Here is a 24,256-nt window from a genome sequence, read left to right on the forward strand (position 1 = left end):
CCGAGCTGGCGAATATCGGTGCGTAACCGACGGACTACCTGCGGGGGTCGGCGATAACGACAAACATGGTTAGCCTGAGAGACTAGTGAGATTCCTGCGGCAAACGAGGCTCGACGTCGCGAACCCAACGGCGGGTCCAGGTGCTCTCTACAGAGCTGCCGTGACGGCGACGAGGAGGAGGCCCGTGACACAACAGACCTGGGACGAGGTGGGCGGCCTGTTGCCGCACGACGAGTTCCGAGCCGCCAGCGAGGCCATCGTGGCCAACATCGAGCAGGTCATCGAGGGTAAGACCGCCACCGTGCGGCTCGCCCTGGCCGTCCTGCTCGCCGAGGGTCACCTCCTGATCGAAGACGTCCCGGGTGTCGGCAAGACCAAGCTTGCCAAGGCCCTCGCGCGGTCCATCGACTGCACGGTGCGACGGATCCAGTTCACCCCCGACCTGCTGCCCAGCGACGTCACCGGGGTCAGCGTCTACAACCAGGAGACGCACGACTTCGAGTTCCGCCCCGGCGCCGTGTTCGCCAACCTGGTGGTCGGCGACGAGATCAACCGGGCCTCGCCGAAGACCCAGTCGGCGTTGCTGGAGTGCATGGAGGAGCGGCAGGTCACCGTCGACGGGGTGACGTACCAGCTCCAGACCCCGTTCATGGTGATCGCCACCCAGAACCCGATCGAGATGGAGGGGACCTATCCGCTGCCGGAGGCGCAGCGCGACCGGTTCACCGCCCGCATCGCGATGGGTTACCCGGACTCCAACGCCGAGCTGGCCATGCTCGACGGGCACGGCGGCACCGACCCGCTGCACGAGCTGCGCGCGGTCTCCGACGCGGCCATCGTCCGACAGCTGATCGCCACCGTCCGGCAGGTGCACGTGGCGGACGCGGTCAAGCAGTACGCGATCGACCTGGTCACCGCCACCCGCGAGGCCCCCGACCTCCGGCTCGGCGCGTCCCCCCGGGCGACCCTGCAACTGTTGCGCACCGCCCGGGCGGTCGCCGCCCTGGAGGGCCGCGACTACGTCCTCCCCGACGATCTGCAGGCCCTGGCGGTGCCGGTGCTGGCCCACCGGATCATCCCGACCGCCGACGCGCAGCTCGCCCGGCGCACCACCGACGCGATCGTCTCCGAGCTGGTGCACCGCCTGCCGCTGCCACACGACAGGCAGCGCAATCCGTACGACACCCGGCCCCCCGCCACCGGCAACGGTCGCGCACCCTACGAGCCGCGGAGGCCATGACGTGCGTGCCGGGCTACGCGGGCTGACCACCCGCGGGCGGTCCTTCCTCGCCGCTGCGGTCGCGGCGGCGATCTCAGCCGGCATCCTCGGCGAGAAGGACCTGCTCCGGGTGGCTGTGCTGTTGGCCATCCTGCCGTTGCTGGCCGCCGCCTACGTCGGGCGGAGCCGCTACAAGCTGGCCTGCAACCGTTCGCTGGACCCGCACCGGGTTCCGGTCGGCGCCAACTCCCGGGTGGTGCTGCGCCTACAGAACCTCTCCCGGCTGCCGACCGGCACCCTGCTCCTGGAGGACCGGCTGCCCTACGCGCTGGGCAGCCGGCCCCGGGTGGTGTTGGAGCGGCTCGGCGCACACCAGGCCAGCTCGGTGGCGTACACGGTGCGGGCCGACGTTCGGGGCCGCTACGACGTGGGCCCGCTGGTCGTCCGGATGACCGACCCGTTCGGCCTCTGTGAACTCACCCGCTCCTTCCCCAGCACCGACCACCTGACGGTCATCCCGCAGGTCACCCCGCTGCCGTCGGTCCGGCTTCCCGGGGAGTACGCGGGCAGCGGCGACAGCCGGGCCCGTTCGGTGGCGGTGCACGGCGAGGACGACGCGGCGACCCGGGAGTACCGGCGCGGCGACGACCTGCGCCGGGTGCACTGGAAGTCCACCGCCCGCACCGGTGAGCTGATGGTGCGCCGCGAGGAGCAACCGTGGGAGAGCCGCGCCACCGTCGTCCTGGACACCCGGGCGTACGGCCACCGGGGCGAGGGGCCGACCGCCAGTTTCGAGTGGTCGGTCTCGGCCGCCGCGAGCATCGCCGTCCACCTGCGGCAGGCCGGTTACAAGTTGCGCCTGGTCACCGGCTCGGGGGCAGATGTGGACGCCTCGGAGGCCGGCGGGGACGGCACGCTGCTCGATCACCTCGCGGAGGTCCGACTGGACCAGCGTGCGGAGGTCACCGGCCTCGTGCAGCGGGTCCGCCAACGCGCCGACGGCGGTCTGATCATCGGCCTGTTCGGCACGGTGAGCGTCGCCGAGGCCGAGGTACTGGCCGGGCTGCGGGGCAACGGCGCCACCTGTGTCGGCTTCCTCCTGAACAGCTCCACCTGGCTCAGCCTGCCGGAGAAGGCGCGCAGCGAGGCGGAGCACGCCCACGCCGCCGCCGTTCTCGCCATGTTGCAGAGTGGCTGGCGGGTGGTCGGCGTCGACCACGGCGGCCGGCTGCCGGCGTTGTGGCCGCAGGTCGGTCGGGGCGCCCAGGGGTTCGCCCTGCGGGCCGCGCTGGCCGAGACGGTCGCCGGCGGTGTGCGATGAACGGAAGGCTCCCCTCATGATCAGCAGTCGGAACATCGGCATGGTGGCGGCCGCTGCCACGCTGCTGGCCGCCGCGCCGCTGTCGGCGATCTTCCAGGGCTGGACATGGTTGATCGAGTCCATCATCGCGGTCGCCGTGGTGGCCGGGGTGGCCGCGCTGACCCGCCTCGCCCGGGCACCTCTGTGGGGTCAGGTGCTGGGCATGCTGGCCGGGCTGATGCTCGCCCTGACCTGGTTGTTCCCCAGCGGCCAGGAACTGTTCGCGATCCTGCCCACCCCGGGCACGTTGGCGTACTTCGGCGACCTGCTCGCCGGCTCCATGCAGGACATGCGCTCGTACGGGGTCGAGGTCCCGGACACCGACCCGTTGCTGTTCATCGCCGTACTCGGCGTCGGCGGGGTCGCCGTGCTGGTGGACGTGCTGGCCGTGGGGCTGCGCCGGCCCGCACTGGCGGGGTTGCCGATGCTCGCCATCTACTCGGTGCCGGTCGCCGTCTACGTGGACAGCGTCCCCGCCGTGCCGTTCGTGGTGGGCGCCGCCGGTTACCTCTGGCTGCTGGTCACCGACAACGTCGACCGGGTGCGCCGCTTCGGGCGGCGGTTCACCGGTGACGGCCGCGACGTCGACGTGTGGGAGGCCTCTCCGTTGGCGTCCGCCGGCCGCCGGCTCGCGGCGGTCGGGGTGGCCCTGGCGGTGGTGCTGCCGCTGGCGGTGCCCGGCATGACCGGCGGGCTGCTCGACTCGCTCAGCCGAGGGCCGGGCAACGGCACCGGCAACGGGTCCGGCTCGGGCGGCACGTCGGGTCGGATCGACCTGTTCGCCTCGCTCGCCGGCCAGCTCAACCAGTCCCAGGTAGCCGACCTGGTAAAGGTGAAGACGTCCGAGCAGAGCCCGTTCTACCTGCGCTACGCGGTCGCCGACGAGCTGCGCCCCGCTGGTTTCCAGGCGCGCAACCCCAGCGGCCGGTCGGTCAACGGGAGCCTGCCGGACCCGGCAGACCGGGCCGGTCCAGGCGTCCAGCAGACCACCTACAAGGCGACCGTCGAGGTCACCAAGAGCCTGAGCATGGCGCTGATGCCGGTGTACGCCGAGCCGACCCGCACCGACGACCTCAGCGACAACTGGCTCTACGACACCAACCAGCAGGTCGTCTTCTCCAACCGGGAGAACTCCCGCGGCCGGAAGTACTCCTTCGACTACGTCCGCTCGACCTTCACGCCCGAGGCGTTGCGGGCCGCGCGATCACTGCCGACCGAGCACCCCGTACGCCGACAGATGACCGCCACCCCCGGGCCGGTGCCCGAGGTGGAGGAGCTGGTCAAGGGGCTGATCCAGGGCAAGCGCACGGACTACGACCGGGTGCTGTCGATCTACCAGCACTTCTCGGCGGACAACGGTTTCAGCTACCGGTTGAGCACCGAGAGCGGCAGCAGCGGTCAGGACATCGTCAACTTCCTGACCAACAAGGTGGGCTACTGCCAGCAGTACGCCGCCGCGATGGCCTGGCTGGTCCGCTCGGCCGGCATTCCGGCCCGGGTGGCGTTCGGGTTCACCAACGGCAGCAAGCGCGACGGTGACACCTTCACGCTGACGAACCTCAACCTGCACGCCTGGACCGAGGTCTACTTCGACGGGGCTGGTTGGGTGCCGTTCGACGCCACCCCGGCGTACGGGGTGCCCGGCTCCACCCGGTCGGCCTGGGCACCGGACACTGACGCGCCGGAGGCGCCCAGCCCGAGCTCCGGCGCCACGAGCGCCCCGACGGACCCGGGCGCCTCGACGGAGTCGACCGGCCCGGACAACGCCGACCGGGACACCGACGACGGGCTCGCTCTCGGCGGGACGACGCCGAACGAGCAGCCACCGGTCTGGCCCTGGTGGGCAGCGGGGCTGGTGGCCCTGCTGGTGCTGCTCGCGGTGCCCGCGCTGCGCCGGATGGCCCTGCGCCGCCGACGCAGTGGCCGCGCGGCGAGCGGGGCGATGGCCTCCGCCAGGGTCGACGGCGACAGCGAGCCGGGGGCACATCCGGTGGTGGTCAGCGCGGACGCCAACCTGGCCCGCGCGGACGCGCACGCCGCCTGGGCGGAGCTGCTCGACACGCTTGTGGACTTCCGGGTCCCGGTCGATCCGACCGAGACGCCCAGGGCGACCGCGGACCGGCTGGTCCGGGACTCCCTCGACGATGACGACGCGATCGGGTCGGCGCGGCTGCTCGGCCGGGCGGAGGAGCGGGCCCGCTACGCGCGGGACCCGCTGACCGGTGAGCCGTTGCTGCCGGCGCTGCGCGCGGTCCGTGCGGCGCTCGCGACACGGGCGGACCGACGGACCCGCCTGCGCGCCGCCGTGCTGCCGCCCTCGGTGCTGCTGCGCTGGCGCACCACGATGGCCGACAGTTCCAGCCGGATGGTGGCGCTCACCGGGCAGGCCCGGTACCGACTGCTGCGGTGGAACCCTCGACGGCTGCTGGCCGGCCGGGCAGCTCGCTGACCGACCGGCTCCCTGGCAGGGGACGGCGGCCCACCCGCCGCCGTCCCAGGCCCGGCCGGCATCCCTGCGCCCGGCTCAGCGTCTCCAAGATCAGGTGATGAGAAGCAAGATCAGGTGATGAGAAGTAGGCACGGCACGTTGCAGCGACCTACTTTTCATCACCTGATCATGCGTCGGCTTCCGGCGAGCGGCGCGGCAGCGCGACAGCGCGGCGCGAGCCGGGCCGGCGGGGCTGGCCCAGCCGGGGGCCGGCGGGGCGGGCAGCGGTAGAGGGCGTGCGGATACGACGGAGGTCGCCGGGGGCTGTGCCCGGCGACCGCTCGTCGCGGCGTACGGCCCGCTTCAGCAGCGGGACCGGCTCAGCGGTGCCCCTCCGGGCGCTGCCGCCACCTGTCCTCCATGCGGTCCAGGATTGACGACCGGCGACCGGATCGGCCACCGCGGGGACGACGACGACTCGTCGTGCCGCCCACCACGTGCAGGTCGGGTGACTGCGACCGCCGGTGCGACTGCACCGCGAACGCGGCCGACGCCAGCATGACGACGAAGCCCGCCACCGCCAGTGGTGGAGTCTTGATCACCGCGCCATAGACCAGTAGAGCCAAGCCAGCGATGATGACGCCGGCGGCGACGAGCAGGCGACGCCGCGCATGGAAGCGCGGATCGCTGGCGCGCACGGCCGAGGCGAATTTGGGGTCCTCGGCAAGCGACCGCTCGATCTGCTCGAACAGCCGCTGCTCGTGCTCCGAGAGCGGCACGGCACTCCTCCCCGGTCACGTTGGTCGGGCCCGTTCGGGCCGTCAGACCGTGGCAGCCAACCGGCTGCTTACCCGCAAGTCTACGAGGGGGGTCGCGCGTCGGAAAGCGGGACGACCTATGGGCGGGGTGGATTTTCGTTTCGACGGGGATCACGGTCGCCCATCAGACTGGCCGGACCTATGACGGACCGCCCGAAACGGGCAGCGGCGGCGTCCGCGGCAGCTTCCGCTTCGCGCCAGCCGCGCTCGGGCGCGCCGAGGGTGAGTTGCCGGGGTGCGCCTTGGGCCGGGGCGAGCCCTTCCACCCGGACACCGACGAGGCGGATCCGCTCGCCCGGGTCCAATGCGGTGTAGAGCGCCCAGACCGTGTCGAACATCTCGCGGGCGGTGTCGGTGGGAACGTCGAGGGTGCGAGACCGGCTGACGGTGCGGAAGTCGGCCAGCCGGACCTTGAGTGAGACGGTGCGCCCGACCTGCCCGGAGCCGCGCAAACGGACACCGACCTTCGCGCTGAGCGCCAGCAACGCACGGCGGATCTCCAACGGGTCGGCCACGTCGACGTCGAAGGTCACCTCGGCGCCGATCGACTTGTCGACGTGCTCGGGGCTGACCCCGCGCGGGTCGCGCCCCCAGGCCAACTCGTGCAGGTGTGACGCCGAGGCGGCACCGACGGCTCGGCGGAGCATGCCCACCGGCGCCTCGGCCAGGTCGCCGACTGTGGTCAGGCCGAGCCGGCGGAGCGCCTCAGCGGCGCGCTCCCCCACCCCCCACAGGGCGTCCACCGGCAGCGGGTGCAGAAAATCGAGCACCTGCCCCGGGGGCACGACCAGCATGCCGTCCGGCTTGGCCCTGGTGGAGCCCAGCTTGGCCACGAACTTTGTCGGCGCCACCCCGACCGAGCACGTCAGCGCCTGCTCGTCGGCGACCCGGCGGCGGATCAGCCGAGCGATGGTGGCCGGGGAGCCGAAGAGCCGACGGGCACCTGTCACGTCGAGGAACGCCTCGTCGAGGGAGAGCGGCTCGACCAGGGGCGTGACGTCCCGGAAGATCTGCATGACGGCCCGGGAGGCGGCCGTGTAGGCGGAGAAATCCGGTGCCAGGTAGACCGCGTGGGGGCAGCGGGCCCGGGCCTGACTGGTCGGCATCGCGCTGCGGACGCCGTACCGGCGGGCCTCGTAGCTGGCCGAGCTGACCACCCCGCGCGGGCCGACACCGCCGACGACCACCGGCCGGCCACGCAGCTCTGGGCGACGGCGCACCTCGACGGCGGCGAAGAAGGCGTCCATGTCGACGTGCAGGATCGGGCTGGCGGAGTCGTCGGCGTCCGGCCCGAAGCGCGGATCGTCGCCCCGGGGCAACGACTGGCTGCGGCCCATCCCGGCAGGTTAACCCGGAGGTACGACACCACCATCGGCCAGCGGGCCGAACCGCCCTCGGGATCAGCCCCGGACGACCAGCAGCGGCACGGTCAACTCCGCGGCGGTGTCCGACCCGTGGTAGGCCACCAACTTCGACGCCATCGGCCGCTCGGTGCGACTGGCCATGACCGCGTACGTGTCGTTGCAGATCACCACCACGTCGCCGATCCGACCCAGGTGCTCCTCGGCCACCGGCCCGAACCAGCCGGTGGCCACCATCTCGTCGCGGGTGCGTACCCGGGCCGTGGCGCCCAGCACCTCCGACCAGGCGGCCCGCACGTCGTCCACCGCGCCCGGCTCGACGTGCAGGTAGCGGACCCGGGCCTCGCCGGCCACCAGCCGCACGCCAGCGCGCAGTCGCGGATCAGTATCCAGGTCGAAGCGGTGCCCGGCAGGGATGTCGAGCTGCCCGTGGTCGGCGGTCACCAGCAGCGCCGCGTCCGGCGGCAGCCCGTCGACCAGTCGGGCGACCAGGGCGTCCACCTCGGTCGCGGCGACCCGCCAGGGTGCCGAGTCGACGCCGCTGACGTGGCCGTGCCGGTCCAGGTCGGCGTGGTAGCCGGAGACCAGTGTGGGCCCGGCCCCGGCGGCCAGCGCGGCCAGCATGGCGGTGGCCACCGCGTCCGCGCCGGCGGCGCCCCGGAAGTCGCCACCCCGGTTGGCGGCCACTGTCAGCCCGCTGCCGCCGAACTCCGGCCGGCTCACCACGCTCGTCGTGACCCCGGCGGCGCGGGCCCGCTCCAACTGGGTGGGCACCGGCTGCCAGCACAGCGGCGACGGATCGGCGGCCCAGTCGGTGTGGGTGAGCACCCGATCGGTGCCGGGCACCCGCACGGTGAAGCCGAGCACGCCGTGCGCGCCCGGCGCGACACCAGTGCCCAGCGACACCAGGCTGGTCGGGGTGGTGGACGGGAAACCGGCGATGAGCGGCCGGCCCACGGTCGCGGCGAGCCCGGCGACAGTCGGCGCGTACGGCGCCGCGACCGGTAGCTGGTACCAGCCGAGCCCGTCGACGAGCAGCACCGCGATCCGGCGTACCCCGGCCAGCGCGGGCCGGAGCCCGAGCGGGTCGGTCGAGCCGGGCACCCCGAGCACGGCCAGCGCGCTGGGCAGCACGTCGGCGAGGCGTCCGCCGCCGTGGCCCGGCCCGAGGACCTCCAGCGGTGCCGGCTGGCCACCGGCCTCGGCGATCATGCCGGCCGGCGGGCGAACAGGTGCAGTTGTGCGGCCAGGTCCCGGTACGGCGGTTGGGCGGCCAGCACACGTTCCAGCTCGACCACGGCCGTGGACTGCCCGTCGGCGACAGCGGCCGGCAGCAGGTCGGCCAGCACACGTACCCCGTGGATCTCCTCGACCACCAGCCCGGCGGCGCCGAGCAGCGCGGCGGCGCCGGGGGCGTCGTAGCGTCGGCGCAGCGTGTCGCGCGGGCCCGCGGTGCCGGCCGGATCGGCGGCCAGGGTGGTCGCGACGTCCAGGTGCCCGTTCATCGCGCGGCCCAGCACGGCAGCGGCCCGGCCGGCCACCAGCACACTGGCCGCGCCACCCGGGCGCAGCGCGGTGGCCAGCGCGGTCACCACCGGCGTCGGGTCGTCGACCACCTCCAGGACGGCGTGGCAGAGCACCAGGTCGACGCCGGCCGGCTCGACCAACCCGGCGAGGGCGTCACCGTCGCCCTGCACGGCGGCGATCCGGTCGGCCACCCCGGCCTCGGCGGCGCGGCGGGTGAGCGCGGCGAGCGCATCGGGGCTGGCGTCGACGACGGTGACCCGGTGCCCGGCGCGGGCCAGCGGAACGGCGAAACCACCGGTGCCGCCGCCCACGTCCAGCACTGTGAGCTCGGCGTCGCCGCGCCGGTCCAGCTCGGCACGGAGCACCGACCAGATCACGGCGGTGCGGGGTGTCAGCGGCGGCTCGGCGAACCGGCCTCGGGTCTGCTCCACCCGGCCGAGCCTAGTCACTCGGCCCGGTGGTGGTGTGGGCGTGTGGCGGGGGCGCCCACCACACGCCCGATCGGTGCGTGGCGCGGCGCCGGTCAGGCCTCGGTGCCCTCGGCCTCGTCCTCCGCCCGGGACCGGCGCTCGTTGGCCACCGGACCGTTCGTCACCTCGTACTCGCGGGGGTCGGCGAGGTGCGACGGCACCCAGCCGGTGCCCAGTCGGGTCCGCCGGGCGTTGGCGATTCCACCGGTGTACGCGTGATTTCCCGTCACTGTCGTTCCCCCTCACGGATCACGGGCCGCTCTGCCCGCTCGGGACGAGTCTCCCGCTCGACGGCTCGGGAAACCGTAATGTGGATCACTGAATCAGCGGAAGTCCCGGGAGGCCGGACGCACCGGTGGCTCGATGGCGTCCAGTCGGTCGGCGACCAGGTTGGTCACCCCCTCGTGCCGCTGCAACCGCCCCCGGACCACCAGCGCGGCACTGGTCCGCGCCACCCGCCGGTAGCGCTGCCACAGCCCCGGCGAACAGGTGACGTTGAGCATTCCCGTCTCGTCCTCCAGGTTGAGGAAGGTGACCCCGCCCGCGGTCGCCGGACGTTGCCGGTGGGTGACGATGCCGCCGACCCGGATCCGTTGCCCCGGCTCCACCCGGCCGAGCCGGGCGATCGGCACCGCGCCGAGCACGTCGAGCTGACCCCTGATGAAACGGGCGGGGTGGCTCTCCGGCGACAACCCGGTGGCCCACACGTCGGCGACCAGCCGGTCCACCGCCTCCATCCCGGGCAGCGTGGGCGCCGCCGCGCCGGTCACCGTGCCGGGCAACCGGCCCGGTCGGTCCTGGGCCGCCGCACCGGCGGCCCACAGCGCCTGCCGCCGGGTCAGCCCGAAACAGGCGAAGGCGTCCGCGGTGGCCAACGCCTCCAACTGCGCGGCGGTGAGACCGAGCCGCCGGGCCACATCCGGCATGTCCCGGTACGGCCCGTCGGCGACCCGTTCGGCCTCGATCCGCTCGGCCACGTCGGCACCGAGCGTGCGCACACTGGACAGGCCGAGCCGGACGGCGGGGCCGCCCAGCCCCCAGGCGTGCGGCGGCTCCCCCGGCCCGCTGCCCCACCGGGTCTCCGGGGTGGACTCCAGCACCGCCAGTGCCCCGCTGGCGTTGATGTCCGGACGACGGACCTCCACCCCGTGCCGGCGGGCGTCGTCGACCAGGGTCTGCGGCGAGTAGAAACCCATCGGCTGGGCGTTGAGCAGCGCGGCCAGGAACGGCGCGGGGTGGTAACGCTTGAGCCAGGAGCTGGCGTAGACCAGGTAGGCGAAGCTCATCGCGTGACTCTCCGGGAAGCCGTAGCTGGCGAACGCGGTGAGTTTGCGATAGACGTCGTCGGCCAGCTCACCGGTGATGCCCCGCTCCGCCATCCCGGCGTAGAGCCGGTCGGCGATCCGGGTCATCCGCTCGACCGACCGTTTGGCGCCCATCGCCCGGCGCAACTGGTCGGCCTCGGCCGCGTCGAAGCCGGCCAGGTCGATGGCGAGCTGCATCAGCTGCTCCTGGAACAACGGCACACCCAGGGTCTTCTCCAGGGCGTTGCGCATCAGCGGGTGCGCGAAGGTCACCGGTTCCTGGCCGTTCTTGCGGCGGATGAACGGATGCACCGAGCCACCCTGGATCGGGCCGGGACGGATCAGCGCCACCTCGACCACCAGGTCGTAGAACTCGCGGGGCTTGAGTCGGGGCAGGGTGGCCATCTGGGCCCGACTCTCCACCTGGAACACTCCGACCGAGTCGGCCCGGCAGAGCATGTCGTAGACCTCCGGGTCGTCCAGGGTCATGTCACCCAGGTCGAGCCGGGACCCGATCATGTCGTAGCCGTAGTGCAGGGCGGAGAGCATGCCCAGGCCGAGCAGGTCGAACTTGACCAGGCCCACCGCGGCGCAGTCGTCCTTGTCCCATTGCAGGACGCTGCGCCCGGGCATCCGCCCCCACTCCACCGGGCAGACCTCGATCACCGGCCGGTCGCAGATCACCATGCCGCCGGAGTGGATGCCCAGGTGCCGCGGGAACGTCTGCAACTCGTTGGCGTACTCCACCACCTGCTCGGGGATGTTCTCGACATCGACAGTGGCGACCGAACCCCACCTGTCGATCTGCTTGCTCCAGGCGTCCTGCTGCCCCGGGGAGTAGCCGAACGCCTTGGCCACGTCCCGCACGGCCGACCGGGGCCGGTAGGAGATGACGTTGGCGACCTGGGCGGCGTGCTCCCGGCCGTAACGGGTGTAGACGTGCTGGATCACCTCCTCCCGGCGGTCGGACTCGATGTCCACGTCGATGTCGGGTGGGCCGTCCCGTTCCGGGGCGAGGAACCGCTCGAAGAGCAGTTGGTGCCGGACCGCGTCCACATTGGTGATCCGCAACGCGTAGCAGACCGCCGAGTTGGCCGCCGAACCCCGACCCTGGCAGTAGATGTCCTGGTCACGGCAGAACGTGACGATGTCGTAGACCACCAGGAAATAGCCGGGGAAACCCAGCTCCTCGATCATGTTCAGTTCGTGCTCGAGTTGCGCGTACGCCGTCGGGTGCGCCTGCGGCGGCCCGTAACGCTCGTGCGCCCCGTCAGCTGTCAGCTTCCGCAGCCAACTCATCTCGGTGTGCCCCGGCGGCACCGGGTACGCCGGTAGCTGCGGCGCGACGAGTTGGAGGTCGAAGGCCAACTCGGCGCCGAACTCGGCGGCCCGCGCCACCGCACCCGGGTACGCGGCGAACCGGGCCGCCATCTCCGCGCCGCTGCGCAGGTGGGCGGTGGCCGCCGCGGGCAACCAGCCGTCGATCTCGTCCAGGCTGCGTCGGGCCCGGACCGCGGCGACGGTGGTGGCCAGCCGACGCCGGCCGGGGCTGGCGTAGTGCACGTTGTTGCTGGCCACCGTCGGCAACCCGGCCGCGGCGGCCAGCTCGGCGAGCGCGTCGTTACGGTCGGCGTCGACGGGATGACCGTGGTCGGTCAGCTCCACGGCCACCGTCTCCGCGCCGAAGAGCGCGGTCAGCCGGTCCAACTCGCGGGCCGCCGCGTCCACCCCCTCGGTGAGCAGCGCCCCCGGCACGTGCCCCTTGCGGCAGCCGGTCAGCACCAGCACATGGTCACGCAGCTCGGCGGCGACCTCCTCCAGGTCCCCGTAGTCCGGGCGGCCCTTCTCCCCGCCGCGCAGTTGGGCGCGGGCGATGGTGGTGGCCAGCCGGGCGTACCCCTCGTGGCCGTGCGCGAGCACCAGCAGGTGCGCGCCGTGCGGGTCGGGCTCGCCGTTCTGCGGGCCGGGCAGGCCGAGGGACAGCTCCGCGCCGAAGATGGTCGGCAGGCCCAGCGTACGAGCTGCCTCGGCGAAGCGGACCACCCCGTAGAAGCCGTCGTGGTCGGTGACGGCGAGCGCGGTGAGCCCCAGCCGGGCCGCCTCCTCGGCCAGCTCCTCCGGGTGGCTGGCGCCGTCGAGGAAGCTGAAGTTGGTGTGCGCGTGCAGCTCCGCGTAGGGCACCACGCCGTCGGGGCGGGTCAGCTCCGGTGGCTGGTACTGCTCCCGGCGGCGGCTCCAGGCCGGGGAGTCGCCGCCATCGGCGTCCACGGCGAGCGGGTCCACCACGTGCAGGTGCCGCTCGCCCCGGCTCCCCCGCTTGTCTCCGGCCCGCCCGGAGAGCACCCGCTCCAGCTCCGACCAGGGCATCTTCGGGTTGTGGAAGCTCATCCGGCCGCTCCGGCCGCTCCGGCCGCTCCGGCCGCGTTGCTCGGCCCGGTACTGCTCGGCCGAGGGATGCTGGGCGACCGGGTCGACGACGAACACGACGGCGGTCGCCCCGACGGCGGCGAGAGGTGCGATGAGCGTGATGACTCACAGACATCAAGATGTCTGTGAGTCATCACGCTCATCAGGACATCTGCTCCCCGGCCAGCGCGGAGCCAGCCGACGCCGGACAGGGATCGACCTGACTTAGTCATAGATCGCTTCCACCAACCACTGCCCCGACTCCACGGCCAGCAGCAGGGCAGCACCGTCGGCCAGGCTGACCTGGAACCGGGCCCGACGGCGGGCCTCGGCCGGCGCCCACCAGCGCTCGTCCACCGGCCACGGCCCGGCCCAACCCACGATCTCCGCTGGCTGACCGGTGCCGACCACCAGTCGGGCGGGCGCGGCGCTCACGGCCAACCGCGCGCTGATCACCACCGGCTCGCCAGCGGCGTCGTGCACGGTCGCGGCGAGCGGACTGGGCAGCACCACGGCGGGCGCGGGCGGTGGCAGCCGGCCGGGCCACGGCGGAGCTTCGGGCCGGGCCGGGAGGCGTTCGTCGCCCCACGGCACCAGTCGTACCTGGTCGGCCGGGGCGCGCCCACCCCCGAGCACCGCGGTGACCACCGCCTCCGGGCCGAGGATGCCCTGCACCCGGCTCAACGCCCGGTGCGCGCGTTCCCGCTCCTCACCGGTCTCCCCCCAGAGGCCGGCCTGCAGACCGGCCTGGGCGATCACCCCGTCCGGGATCAGTCGCAGCCGGATGATGCCGGCCGTCGGCCGGGCCGGTCGGGCACCGGCGCGGCCGTTGCTGCCGGAGAGCCACCCGTCGAGCTGCCAGCGCACCCGGTCGGCGATGGCCGCGGCGGTGAGCAGGCCGTCGTGCCGCCACACCCGGTGCAGCTCCTGCCCGTGCTCGGTGACCGCCTCGATGCCGAGCCGGGTGCAGGCCAGGCCGTGCCCGGCCAGCCGCTCGTGCAGCTGCTCGGCCAGCGCCCGGGCCACGAACGCCGCCGCGTCGACCCGGTCGATCGGGTCGTCGTACTCCGCGGTCACCGTCAGGTCGGCCGGCGGCTGCCGGACGGCGAGTGGGCGGTGGTCCCGCCCGGCGGCCAGCCGGTGAGCCAGCGCACCGTCGAACCCGAACCGGGCCAGCACGTCGCCGGCCGGCAGGGCGGCGAAGTCGCCGAGGGTGCGTACTCCCAGCCGGCGCAGCAGGTCGGCGAGCGCCGACCGCCCGAGCGCCTCGACCGGCAACCCGGCCAGGAACTCCGGTGTCCCACCCGGTGCCACCACCCGGCCGGCGCGAGCGGCCAACCCGGCCGCGAACACCCCGTCGGCGATGCCGACCTGGCTCTCCACCAGGCACGACTGCGCCACATGCTCGATGATCCGCTCAGCGGCCGCCTCCTCGCCGCCGAGGTAACGGCCCGGCCCCCGGGCGGCCACCGCGCAGGCGCCCGGACGGACCACCTCGACACCGGCGACCAACTCCTCCACCGCGGCGACCACCGGTTCGAACGCCCGGGCGTCCCGGCCGGGGTCGTACTCCACGACGGTGAGCTGCGGACAGCGCCCCTGTGCCTCCCGCTTGCGCAGACCTCGACGCACCCCCTCGGCGCGGGCCTGCTCGGAGCAGGCGACCACCCGGTTGGCGTGCAGCACGGCGACCGGGCCGGTCGCCGGCACCCCGTCGACGATCTCGGCGGCGAGCACCGGCCAGTCCGGGCACCACAGCAGCAGCGTGCGTGCCGGCGCGCCGGTCACCCCTGACCGACCAGCGCGAGTGGCGCGGCCGATCGACCCACGGGCGACGGCAGCGTACGAGGGATCACCCGGGTCAACTCGTCACCCGGGAGCCAGACCTTGATCTCCTTGGGCCGGGCAGCCGCCCCGCGCCCGCGCGCCGAGACGGTGATCTCCCGGCGGCGCAACCGCCCCCGGCCCAGCCCGAGACCCTCCCAGACTCCCCGGACCACCTGCAGCGTCACGTCCGCGCCGTCCCACCGGCCGTACGGGACGAGCACGCTGCCGCGCTGCCGGGCCCGGGCGGCCAACCGGGTGGCGACCGAGGCGGAGACCGAGGCCGGCACGGTGGTGACCACGACGTCCACCCCGTCGATCAGCGCGGCGACCACGGTGGCCCACTCGGGGCCGGGGTTCGGCACCAGGGCCAGCCGGTCCAGGGCGATGCCCAGCTCAGCCGCCGCGCCCGCGCCGAACGTCGGCACCCCGACCACGGCGCACCACGAGCCGGCCCGGGACGCCTCGGCGAGCAGGGCCAGCATCAGCGAGGTGCCACCGCTGCGGCGGGGCTGGCCGGCGGCGACCGCGATGGTGCTGCCCCGGCGCAGGCCCCGGTTGGGCAACAGACCGGTCAGCTCGGGCACCACCGGCAGCACCCGGTGGCCACCGACCGGGTCGGGCGCGCTCGCCGGGCGCACCAGATCGGCCAGCGCGGCGGAACCAGCCACCATGCGGCCCGCCATTGGACCAACTCCCCCGTCGTTGCTGTGGATCAGATCAGGATCGGCACGCCGTGCCACCGGCCGCCCGGCTCCCCTCGCGGGGCGGCCGGTGGCACGGCGGGATCAGGCGGCGAGGCCGTCCAGGGCCGGTTGGTGGGCCACGCCGAGCGCGGTTTCCACCACCGTGACGAACTGTTCGGCAGCGCGGAGCAGATCGTCGGCCTCCCGGGCGCTGACCACCCGGGGGATGCCGGCCTCGGCGGCGGCGCGCTTGCTGGCCCCCGCGGCGAAGAACCGGGACCACTCGTCGAGCTCCGGAGCGACAGCGCAGAGGAGGACCCAGACGCTGGTGATCCGGTTGCGTCGACTCGGCGCGGGGCGGGCCCGGGCGGCGAGCAGAGCTGCCGCCGCGCGCAGGGCGGCCAGGTGGGCAGCCGCGTAGCGCAGGCCGTCAGGTCGGGTCTGGCCGGCCTCGACCAGCCCACGGCGGGCCAACGTGAGGAGTTGGGCGGGGGTGCGGTGCGGCAGCACGTGCGCCGGCACCGTCGGTGCCTGAGCCGGGTTGGTCGGCATGGGTGTCTCTCCTCCACGTGGCCGAGACGTCACTGCGGCGGCTGATGCCACCGACGAGACGCCGAGGTCGGGTGGTGCGGAGGAAGACGCACCGGGTGTGGCCGGCCGGGTGTGGATGCTTCCCCACACCACACCCGGCCGGCGGACCGGCGGGTGCGTCGCCCGCCGCCCGGGGGTCGTGGGCGGCGAGCGACGCTCCTGCCTAATTGGGACCAGGCTCGCGACTGCCCGGAAACCCAGGTGCGGCCCGCGGAGCCGCACCGCCCGGAGGTGGCGCCGCGAAACGCCGCGCTCCGGCTGGTTGGAACGGGCGTTCGAGGCAATCGAACACTCGTTCTAACTGCTGCTGACAGTACACCTCCCCTCCGACGAAAATGCAACGTGTGACGCGCCGAGCGTGCCGGCCGACTGAACCGGCCACCAACGGACCGGGAAGAATGGCGGGATGCAGCCACACCCGAACGTACGGGCGGTGCAGGACGCGCTCACCGCCGCCGGCACCCTCGACGGCGCCGGTGAGCCCAGCGTGGTCCGTCTGCTGCCCGACGCGGTGCACACCGCCGCGGCGGCCGCCGAGGCGCTCGACGTCGAGGTCGGCCAGATCGCCAACTCACTGATCTTCGACGCGGACGACACGCCGTTGCTCGTCCTCACCTCCGGCGCACACCGGGTCGACACCGCCGGCCTGGCGGCATCGATCGGCGTCACCCGACTGCGTCGGGCCACCCCGGAGTTCGTCCGGGCCCACACCGGGCAGCCGATCGGCGGGGTCGCCCCACTCGGGCACCCGTACCCGCTGCGCACCCTGGTGGACACGGCGCTGGCGGCGTACCCGGAGATCTGGGCCGCGGGCGGCGTAACCCAGGCGGTCTTCCCGACCACCTACCCCGAGCTGTTGCGGGTCACCGCCGGCACCCCCGCCGAGGTGGCGTGAGCGAGCGGAGCGAGCGAACCAGCAGGCACAGCAGCGACACGTTCGCACCGCCGCGAAGCGGTGGCGCAAACGAGCGGAGCGAGCGAACCAGCAGGCACAGCGGCGACGTCAGCGCGGCTCCGGAGTTGGTCACGCTGCACGTGTGGCGGACCTCCCCTGGCGCGCTGCCCCGGGCGCTGACCCGGATGGCGGTGGACCCCCGCCGGTTGCGGGCCCTCCCCGGCGTTCGTTTCGGCAAGCTGCTGGGCACCGGAACCGGCACCGACTTCGGGCCCCGGGACGCCGACCTGACCCGGTGGGCGGCGCTGACCGTCTGGGACTCCCCCGCCGCGGCGGCCGGCTTCGACGACTCTCCGGTCGGGCGGGCCTGGGCGCGCATCGCCCACGCCCAGGCACGAATCGACCTACGCCCGTTGACCAGCCGGGGCGAGTGGTCCGGCCGGCGGCCGTTCGGCGACCCGTCGGGCGGCCGGGTCACCGGCCCGGTGCTGGCACTGACCCGGGCCCGGCTGCGGGCCCGGCGGGCGGCCACCTTCTGGCGGGCGATCCCGCCGGTGGCCGCCGCTCTGCGCGACGCGCCCGGGCTGTTGGCCCGGTTCGGGGTCGGAGAGGCCCCGTTGGGTTGGCAGGGCACGGTGAGCGTGTGGCGCGACCCGACGGACCTGGTGGCGTTCGCGTACCGTCACCCGGAGCACCGGGCGGCGATCATGCGAACCCCCACCGCGGGCTGGTACGCCGAGGAACTGTTCGCCCGGTTCGAGGTGCGCGACGTGGTCGGCGACCGGTCGGTGCTCGGATGGGTCGTCGACGGCGGCCCGGAAACGGTGAAGGGTGGACGGGCATGAGGTTGGTGCGCTGGACGCCGGACGATCTCGTCCGGCGGCTGGACGACGTGGTGGCCGTCTACGGCGAGGCGATGGGATACCGCACCGACCTGCTGGAGGCCCGGCGCGGTTACATCGCCACCCACGTCCGCCGACCGGGTTTCCGGGCGGTCGCCAGCCTGACCAGTGAGGGTCACCTCGCCGGCTTCGGCTACGGCTACCTGGGCGCCTCCGGTCAGTGGTGGCACGACCAGGTGCACCGCGCGCTGAACGCCCCGACCCGCACGCGCTGGCTCACCCACTGTTTCGAGGTGGTCGAGCTTCACGTCCGGCCACCGGCGCAGGGGCACGGCCTGGGCACCGGGCAGCTGCGCGCGCTGCTCGGCATGGCGGAGGGCGACACCGTGCTGCTGTCCACCCCGGAGGCCGACGAGCAGACCTCGCGGGCCTGGCGGTTGTACCGACGGTTCGGCTTCGTCGACGTGCTGCGCGACTTCCACTTCCCCGGCGACGAGCGACCGTTCGGCGTACTCGGTCGGGATCTGCCGCTCGAGCCACCGGCGTCATGACCCGGCGGATCTCCTGGACGCTGCTCGCCGTCCTGGTCCTCGCCCAGATCTGCTACCCGCTCACCACCGGCGCCACCCGGGCCGGGCTCACAGTGGCTACCGTCGTCCTCGGTTGGCTGCTCTCGGTCGGCCACGCGCTGCTCAGCCGGGGCCCACGGGTGGCGGCGGCGCTGGTCGCGGTGGCCACCGGCGGCGGGTTCGCGATCGAGGCGATCGGGGTGGCCACCGGCGTGCCGTTCGGCAGCTACGACTACTCCGGGGAGCTGGGTCCCAAGCTGGCCGGCGTGCCGCTGATCATTCCGCTGGCCTGGACCTGGATGGCCTGGCCGGCCTGGCTGGCAGCGGTCCGACTGACCGGCGGCGGGACCACGACGGCTGGCGGCAGCGGGCCGACAGCCGGCGGCAGCGGGCCGACAGCCGGCGGCAGCGGGCCGACGGTGGGTCGATGGGTGGGGCGGATCGCGCTGGCCACCGTGGGGCTGGCCGCCTGGGACCTCTTCCTCGACCCGCAGATGGTGGCCGAGGGCTACTGGGTCTGGCGCGACGCCACCCCGGCCCTGCCCGGCCTGGCCGGCATCCCGGTCTGCAACTACCTGGGCTGGCTGCTCTTCGCGGTGCTGATGATGAGCGCGCTGCGTCCGCTGGCCGGGCCGGCCGCCGAACACACCGATCGGCGGGACCACCCGATGCTCGCGCTCTACCTGTGGACGTACTTCTCCAGCATCCTGGCCCACGCCGTCTTCCTCGACCTGCCCGCCTCGGCGCTCTGGGGCGCCGCCGGCATGGCGGTGACCGCCGTACCCCTGGCGGTGACCCTCCTGCGTGCCCGCCGGGGCGGTGACCCCGGTCGGGAGGCCCACCAGCCACACCGCCCCGGCGTCGACGCGACCCGATGACCGTCCTGCTCGCCCTGCTCATCGCCGTCGCCGCGTTGACCGGACACACCTGGCTCAACGCCACCCGGTGGCTACGCCGACCCACCGACCGGCCCGACGAGGTCGACGAGCCGGTCACCGTGCTGCTGCCGCTGCGCGACGAGGCCACCCGGGTCACGCCCTGCCTGCGTGCCCTGCTGGCCCAGCGCGGCGTACCCGGGCTGCGCGTCGTGGTCCTCGACGACGGGTCCACCGACGGCACCGCCGACGTGGTCCGCGCGGTGGTCGGCGACGACCCCCGGGTCACGCTGCTCACCGGGGTCGCCCCACCACCGGGCTGGCTGGGCAAGCCGCACGCCTGCTGGCAGCTGGCCACCCGGGCCGATCCGGACGCCACCGCGCTGGTCTTCGTCGACGCCGACGTGGTGCTCGCCCCGCACGCCGTGGCCGCCGCCGTCACCGAGTTGCGCGCCGCCCGGGCGACGCTGCTGTCGCCGTACCCCCGGATCGTGGTGGCGACGGCCGGCGACCGGTTGGTGCAGCCGCTGCTGCAGTGGCTCTGGCTGACCTTCCTGCCGCTTCGCGCGATGGAGCGCTCGCCGCGGCCGTCGCTGGCCGCGGCGGGCGGGCAGTTCCTGGTGGTGGACCGGCGCGGCTACAACGCCGCCGGCGGGCACGCCGCGGTCGCCGACAAGATCCTGGAGGACGTCGAGCTGGCCCGGGCGGTCAAGCGGGCCGGTGGGCGGATCGCCCTGGCCGACGGCTCCCGGCTGGCCACCTGCCGGATGTACGACGACTGGCCGCAACTGCGCGACGGGTACTCGAAGTCGCTCTGGGCGTCGTTCGGGCACCCGGGCGCGGCGGCGGCCGTGGTGGCGGCGCTGCTGCTGCTCTACACCGCCCCACCGCTGATCGCGCTGACGGGTGCGGCGGCCGGCGCACCGATGGTGGCCACAGTGGGCCTGGCCGCGTACGTGCTCGGGGTGGCCGGACGGGTGCTCACCGCCCGCGCGACAGGTGGCCGGTGGTGGCCCGACGCGCTCGCACACCCCGTGTCGGTCGTGGTCCTCGGTTGGCTGACCCTGCGGTCGTACCATCTGCGAAAGCGACGCCGCCTGACCTGGCGGGGCCGCCCGGTCAGCTAGGGAGGACGCGGCATGGCGCGGATCGTGGTCGTGGGCGCCGGGGTGGGTGGCCTCGCCACCGCCGCCCGGCTGGCCGCCACCGGGCACCAGGTGACCGTCTTCGAGCGGGCCGACACGGTCGGCGGCAAGCTCGGCCGGTACACGCACGACACCCCGGCCGGGTCGTTCCACTTCGACACCGGGCCGAGCCTGCTCACCCTGCCCGAGGTCTTCCACGACCTGTTCGAGGCGACCGGGGCGAAGCTCGACGAATACCTGGACCTGGTTCCGCTGGACCCGATCGTCCGGCACGTCTTTCCCGATGGTGGCCCGACCCTGGACTCGTGCGCCGACCCGGAGGAGTTCACCGCCCGGATCGGGGCCGCGTTCGGTGACCGGGCGGCGGCCGACTGGCAGCGGCTGTGGCGCCGGGCGGCGCGCGTGTGGAACGCCTCCTCACGGGACATCCTGCGGCGTACCGTCGACTCTCCCCGCGATCTCGCGTCGCTGGCCTGGCGCGTCGGCGACCTGGCCGCCATCGCCCCGGGCCGCAGTCTGCGCGGCCTGGGCCGCCGGCACCTGTCCGATCCGCGGCTGCGGATGATGCTGGACCGGTACGCCACCTACACCGGCGCCGACCCACGTCGGGCACCGGCGGCACTGGTCGCGGTCCCCTACGCCGAGCTGGCCTTCGGCGGCTGGTACCTGCGCGGTGGTCTGGGCACGCTCGCCGACGCGCTGCTGACCCGCTGCCTGGACCTCGGCGTGGTCGTGCAGACCGACGCCACTGTCACCCGGATCGACGCCACCGGTGGCCGGGTGCACGGGGTACGCCTCGCCGGCGTCACCACCCCGGTACCCGCCGACGTGGTGGTGGCCAACGTGGACGCGCTCACCGTCTACCGTGACCTGCTGCCGCACCCGCGTCGACTGACCACGCTGACCGACCGCAGCCTCGCCGGCTTCGTGCTGCTGCTCGGCGTCTCCGGCAGCACCGGGCTGGCCCACCACAACGTTTTCTTCCCGGACGACTACGACGCCGAGTTCGACGCGGTCTTCGGTGACCCCGGGCGCGGTGTACGGGCCCGGCCGGCGGCCGACCCGGCGGTGTTCGTCACAGTCGCCGACGACCCGATGGTCCGCCCAGCCGGACACGAGGCGTGGTTCGTGCTGGTCAACGCCGCCCGACAGGGCACCGCGGCGGGCGCTGTCGACTGGCGACGCCCGGGGCTGGCCGACGCGTACGCCGACCGGATCCTGGACGTGCTGGCGCGGCGCGGCACGGACGTGCGCGACCGGCTGCTGTTCCGCGAGATCCGCACCCCGGCCGACCTGGACGTGGCGACCGGCGCACCGGGTGGGTCGATCTACGGCACCGCCGGTGGGCTGCTGCGCCCGGCGAACCGGGGCCCGGTTGACGGGCTGTGGCTGGTGGGCGGCTCCACCCACCCGGGCGGTGGGTTGCCGATGGTGACCCTCTCCGCGCAGATCGTCGCCGACGAGATCGGCCCCGCCTGGTAGACCCGGCGGCCCGGCTGCTCAATCGGTGTCGAGCCGGGCTGGCCCGGCCGCTCAATCGGCGTCGATCAGGGTGCGACGGATGCTGGAGAGCAGTTGCCCCAGGCCGAAACCGGCCAGCAGCACCCAGACCGCGGTCGCCATGGTGATGGTGCCAGCGGCCAGGTCCGGCTCGATCAGCCCGGCCAGCCCGGCGACCAGCAAGCCGACCAGCGCCACCGAGACCCGGGTGGGGCGTTCGCCCACCGTCACCGCGCCGATCTCCCGCATGCCGGCGGCGACCGCCCGCGCCCGGACGTACTCGTGCAACCAGGACAGCGCGCCGCCCGCGACCACCAGCCCACCTGGTGCGCCCACCAGCCAGAAGGCCAGCAGCCACGCCACCTCACCGAGCCGGTCGGCGACCGAGTCGTAGACGTAGCCGAGCCGGGTGGTGCGGCCGGTGGCGACCGCCACCGCACCGTCCACGCTGTCCGCCACGGCGGCGAGCAGCACGAACAGCGCGCCGAGGAACGGCCCGTCCCCCGGCCGGCCCACCAGCAACGGTACGCAGAAGCAGAGCAGCACCCCGGCCACGGTGACCGCGGTGGGGCTGACCCGCAGTCGACCCAGCACGTATCCGACGTGGTACGCGAATCGCAGCCAGGCCCGCACCACCGGCGCGGCGACCCGAGGGTCGAACCCGCCGTGCAACCGCGCCCACGCCGTGGCGTACTGATCCCAGTTCAGCTGTGTGCCCACCACGGATCAACCGTCGTGCCGGGCAACAGGTGTCGCAGACGCAGCGTTCACACGCGGGCGCCGGCCTTCAGGTTCCGCCAGACCTCGCGGGTCGCGGTGGACCGGTTGAGGGTGATGAAGTGGATTCCCGGCACGCCCTCGTCCAGCAGTCGGCGGCACATCTCGCTGGTCTGCTCGATGCCGAGCCGACGGACGGCGTCCGGGTCGTCGGCGACGCGTTCGAAGCGGGCCGCCAACGCCGGTGGGAACGGCGCACCGGACAGCTGCACGGACCGCTCGATGGTGCTGAACTGGGTCACCGGCATCACCCCGGCCAGGATCGGAGTGTCACAGCCAGCAGCGGCCACCCGGTCACGTAGCCGCAGGTAGTCGTCGGCGTCGAAGAACATCTGGGTGACCGCGAACTCCGCGCCGGCCCGACACTTGCGGACGAACTGGGCGGTGTCGCTGGCCACGTCGGGCGAGCGGGGGTGCTTGTACGGGAAGGCCGCCACGCCGACGCTGAAGTCGCCGGCGTCGCGCACCAGCCGGACCAGGTCCTCGGCGTAGTCCACGCCCTCGGGGTGGCGGATCCACTCACCGCCCGGGTTGCCCGGGGGGTCACCACGAACGGCCAGCACGTTGCGCACCCCCACCCCGGCGAGCCGGCCGACCACGTGCCGCAGCTCGGCGACGGAGTGGTTGACCGCGGTCAGGTGGGCCATCGGCAGCAGTGTCGTTTCGGTGGCGATCCGCTCGGTCACCGCCACTGTGGTGTCCCGGGTCGAACCGCCGGCGCCGTACGTGATCGACACGAACGACGGGCGCAGGGACTCCAGCTCGCGGATGGCCTGCCAGAGCAGCTGCTCCCCCGCCTCGGTCTTGGGCGGGAAGAACTCGAACGAGAAGGTCGGTTGGCGCTCACGGATGAGCTCCCCGATCGCCGGCTGCGGATTGGGGAGTGTCGAGGGAAGACCGAGCGCCACGACCCGACTCTAGCGGTCGATGGCACCAGGACCCAGGCCCTTCCCACCCAGCGGCCCGTGCCACCCGGCCCGGTGGGTGGCGTCGCCCGGCCCGGTGGGCTGCGTCGTCCGGTCTGCCGGGGGTCTGTGCGCGGTGTCGCCGAGTCCGCCGTGAGCCGGTGGATGGTGTCGCACCGCGCGCCCCGACCTGATGGCGGAAAGGCGTCGTACCTGCGGGGTAGAAAGGGACGGTGCGGGAGGGGCGGCGGGGGTGGCCAGGTCTCGCGCGGGGGTCAGCAACCGAGTGGTGACGCCGGTCCGTCCGGTCAGACGGGTGGGTCGTCGCCGCACCGACGCCCGCCAGGAGGACCCATGATCCCGCTCGCATCGCCGCGTCCCGCGCAGCTCGGGCCGCTGCTGGCCCGGTGCCGACTGGCCCGTGGCTGGAGCCAGCAGCGAGCCGCCGCCGAGTTGTGTGCCGCCGCCGGGGTGCCGACATTGAGTCGGCACGAGGTTTCCCGATGGGAACGACAGCGGCGCGTGCCGGGCGGGTTCTGGCTCGGCTGGCTCGCCGTCGTCCTGGACGTGCCGCTGGTGGTGCTCGCGGAGGCCGCCGCGGCCACCCGTCGGGCCGGCTCGACGCGGGCCACCGGGCCGGGCCGCACCGCGGCGGCCGGCGCGCGTCCGGCCGAGCGGACGGGTCCCGGCCGCACCGGCCGCACCGGCGGGACCACGCGTGGCGGTGGAGCACGAGCATGGACGACCGGCTAGC

The 24,256-nt window shown here is 73.9% G+C and carries 21 protein-coding genes; 10 read left to right on the forward strand and 11 right to left on the reverse strand.

Going from position 1 to position 24,256, the window contains the following annotated elements; translation table 11 throughout:
- The first annotated feature begins 184 nt into the window (after positions 1-184).
- From ACIBEF_RS15720 to ACIBEF_RS15730, 3 genes are read left to right on the forward strand one after another with little or no spacing between them, the layout of a single operon-like run.
- Positions 185-1,240, forward strand: coding sequence for a MoxR family ATPase (locus ACIBEF_RS15720; protein ID WP_355007681.1), 1,056 nt, complete (start codon positions 185-187; stop codon positions 1,238-1,240).
- A gap of 1 nt (position 1,241) precedes the next feature.
- Positions 1,242-2,540 carry a DUF58 domain-containing protein gene (locus ACIBEF_RS15725; protein ID WP_355007682.1) on the forward strand — a complete coding sequence of 433 codons (1,299 nt, stop codon included), beginning with the start codon at positions 1,242-1,244 and terminating at the stop codon, positions 2,538-2,540.
- A gap of 16 nt (positions 2,541-2,556) precedes the next feature.
- Positions 2,557-5,028 carry a DUF3488 and DUF4129 domain-containing transglutaminase family protein gene (locus ACIBEF_RS15730; protein WP_396794006.1) on the forward strand — a complete coding sequence of 824 codons (2,472 nt, stop codon included), beginning with the start codon at positions 2,557-2,559 and terminating at the stop codon, positions 5,026-5,028.
- A 359-nt stretch (positions 5,029-5,387) separates the two neighbouring features.
- On the opposite strand, the gene ACIBEF_RS15735 is transcribed toward ACIBEF_RS15730, so the two are convergent.
- From ACIBEF_RS15735 to ACIBEF_RS15775, 9 genes are all read right to left on the reverse strand, one after another.
- Positions 5,388-5,786, reverse strand: a complete 399-nt coding sequence (locus tag ACIBEF_RS15735; protein WP_396794007.1) for a DUF3040 domain-containing protein — start codon at positions 5,784-5,786, stop codon at positions 5,388-5,390.
- 116 nt (positions 5,787-5,902) lie between these two features.
- Positions 5,903-7,162 (reverse strand): DNA polymerase IV, encoded by a 1,260-nt coding sequence (locus ACIBEF_RS15740; RefSeq protein WP_357234869.1) that lies wholly within the window; start codon positions 7,160-7,162, stop codon positions 5,903-5,905.
- 63 nt (positions 7,163-7,225) lie between these two features.
- Positions 7,226-8,398 carry an alkaline phosphatase family protein gene (locus ACIBEF_RS15745; protein WP_396794008.1) on the reverse strand — a complete coding sequence of 391 codons (1,173 nt, stop codon included), beginning with the start codon at positions 8,396-8,398 and terminating at the stop codon, positions 7,226-7,228.
- On the reverse strand, positions 8,395-9,162 hold the full coding sequence (locus ACIBEF_RS15750) for a methyltransferase domain-containing protein (protein WP_396794009.1): 768 nt from the start codon (positions 9,160-9,162) through the stop codon (positions 8,395-8,397). Before ACIBEF_RS15750 ends, ACIBEF_RS15745 begins: the two co-directional genes overlap by 4 nt.
- A 74-nt stretch (positions 9,163-9,236) precedes the next feature.
- The gene (locus tag ACIBEF_RS15755) at positions 9,237-9,413 is read right to left on the reverse strand and encodes a hypothetical protein (protein WP_167492956.1); all 177 of its coding nucleotides are present in this window, start codon (positions 9,411-9,413) and stop codon (positions 9,237-9,239) included.
- Positions 9,414-9,506: 93 nt separating this feature from the next.
- The gene (locus ACIBEF_RS15760; RefSeq protein ID WP_396794048.1) at positions 9,507-12,875 is read right to left on the reverse strand and encodes an error-prone DNA polymerase; all 3,369 of its coding nucleotides are present in this window, start codon (positions 12,873-12,875) and stop codon (positions 9,507-9,509) included.
- Between the two features lie 243 nt (positions 12,876-13,118).
- Complete coding sequence (locus ACIBEF_RS15765) at positions 13,119-14,681, reverse strand: DNA polymerase Y family protein (protein WP_396794010.1); 1,563 nt, start codon at positions 14,679-14,681, stop codon at positions 13,119-13,121.
- Positions 14,678-15,403 (reverse strand): hypothetical protein, encoded by a 726-nt coding sequence (locus tag ACIBEF_RS15770; RefSeq protein ID WP_355007688.1) that lies wholly within the window; start codon positions 15,401-15,403, stop codon positions 14,678-14,680. The genes ACIBEF_RS15765 and ACIBEF_RS15770 overlap by 4 nt, the downstream gene beginning before the upstream one ends.
- Before the next feature lie 102 nt (positions 15,404-15,505).
- Positions 15,506-15,955, reverse strand: coding sequence for an SAV_6107 family HEPN domain-containing protein (locus ACIBEF_RS15775; RefSeq protein WP_007463070.1), 450 nt, complete (start codon positions 15,953-15,955; stop codon positions 15,506-15,508).
- A gap of 445 nt (positions 15,956-16,400) precedes the next feature.
- On the opposite strand from ACIBEF_RS15775, the gene ACIBEF_RS15780 reads away from it, so the two are divergent.
- The 6 genes from ACIBEF_RS15780 (at position 16,401) to ACIBEF_RS15805 (ending at position 21,802) form a co-directional block, all read left to right on the forward strand.
- A complete protein-coding gene (locus ACIBEF_RS15780) occupies positions 16,401-16,889 on the forward strand; it encodes a YbaK/EbsC family protein (protein WP_396794011.1) in 489 nt (162 codons plus the stop codon).
- Positions 16,890-17,014: 125 nt separating this feature from the next.
- Positions 17,015-17,734, forward strand: coding sequence for a monooxygenase (locus ACIBEF_RS15785; RefSeq protein WP_396794049.1), 720 nt, complete (start codon positions 17,015-17,017; stop codon positions 17,732-17,734).
- Complete coding sequence (locus tag ACIBEF_RS15790) at positions 17,731-18,282, forward strand: GNAT family N-acetyltransferase (protein WP_355007690.1); 552 nt, start codon at positions 17,731-17,733, stop codon at positions 18,280-18,282. The genes ACIBEF_RS15785 and ACIBEF_RS15790 overlap by 4 nt, the downstream gene beginning before the upstream one ends.
- Positions 18,279-19,178: a carotenoid biosynthesis protein gene (locus ACIBEF_RS15795; protein WP_396794012.1), complete on the forward strand. Its 900-nt coding sequence runs from the start codon at positions 18,279-18,281 to the stop codon at positions 19,176-19,178. The genes ACIBEF_RS15790 and ACIBEF_RS15795 overlap by 4 nt, the downstream gene beginning before the upstream one ends.
- Complete coding sequence (locus ACIBEF_RS15800; protein ID WP_396794013.1) at positions 19,175-20,302, forward strand: glycosyltransferase; 1,128 nt, start codon at positions 19,175-19,177, stop codon at positions 20,300-20,302. Before ACIBEF_RS15795 ends, ACIBEF_RS15800 begins: the two co-directional genes overlap by 4 nt.
- 12 nt (positions 20,303-20,314) lie before the next feature.
- Positions 20,315-21,802: a phytoene desaturase family protein gene (locus tag ACIBEF_RS15805; protein WP_396794014.1), complete on the forward strand. Its 1,488-nt coding sequence runs from the start codon at positions 20,315-20,317 to the stop codon at positions 21,800-21,802.
- 51 nt (positions 21,803-21,853) lie between these two features.
- On the opposite strand, the gene ACIBEF_RS15810 is transcribed toward ACIBEF_RS15805, so the two are convergent.
- Together ACIBEF_RS15810 and metF are read right to left on the reverse strand one after the other, a co-directional pair.
- Positions 21,854-22,543 carry a CDP-alcohol phosphatidyltransferase family protein gene (locus tag ACIBEF_RS15810; protein ID WP_396794015.1) on the reverse strand — a complete coding sequence of 230 codons (690 nt, stop codon included), beginning with the start codon at positions 22,541-22,543 and terminating at the stop codon, positions 21,854-21,856.
- Positions 22,544-22,587: 44 nt separating this feature from the next.
- Positions 22,588-23,505, reverse strand: coding sequence for a methylenetetrahydrofolate reductase [NAD(P)H] (gene metF / locus ACIBEF_RS15815; RefSeq protein ID WP_396794016.1), 918 nt, complete (start codon positions 23,503-23,505; stop codon positions 22,588-22,590).
- A gap of 351 nt (positions 23,506-23,856) precedes the next feature.
- Between metF and ACIBEF_RS15820 the strand changes: the two genes are divergently transcribed.
- Positions 23,857-24,255: a helix-turn-helix domain-containing protein gene (locus ACIBEF_RS15820; protein ID WP_396794017.1), complete on the forward strand. Its 399-nt coding sequence runs from the start codon at positions 23,857-23,859 to the stop codon at positions 24,253-24,255.
- Position 24,256: the final 1 nt, after the last annotated feature.

It is taken from the genome of Micromonospora sp. NPDC050795 (assembly GCF_044456785.1).
Classification (GTDB): Bacteria; Actinomycetota; Actinomycetes; order Mycobacteriales; family Micromonosporaceae; genus Micromonospora.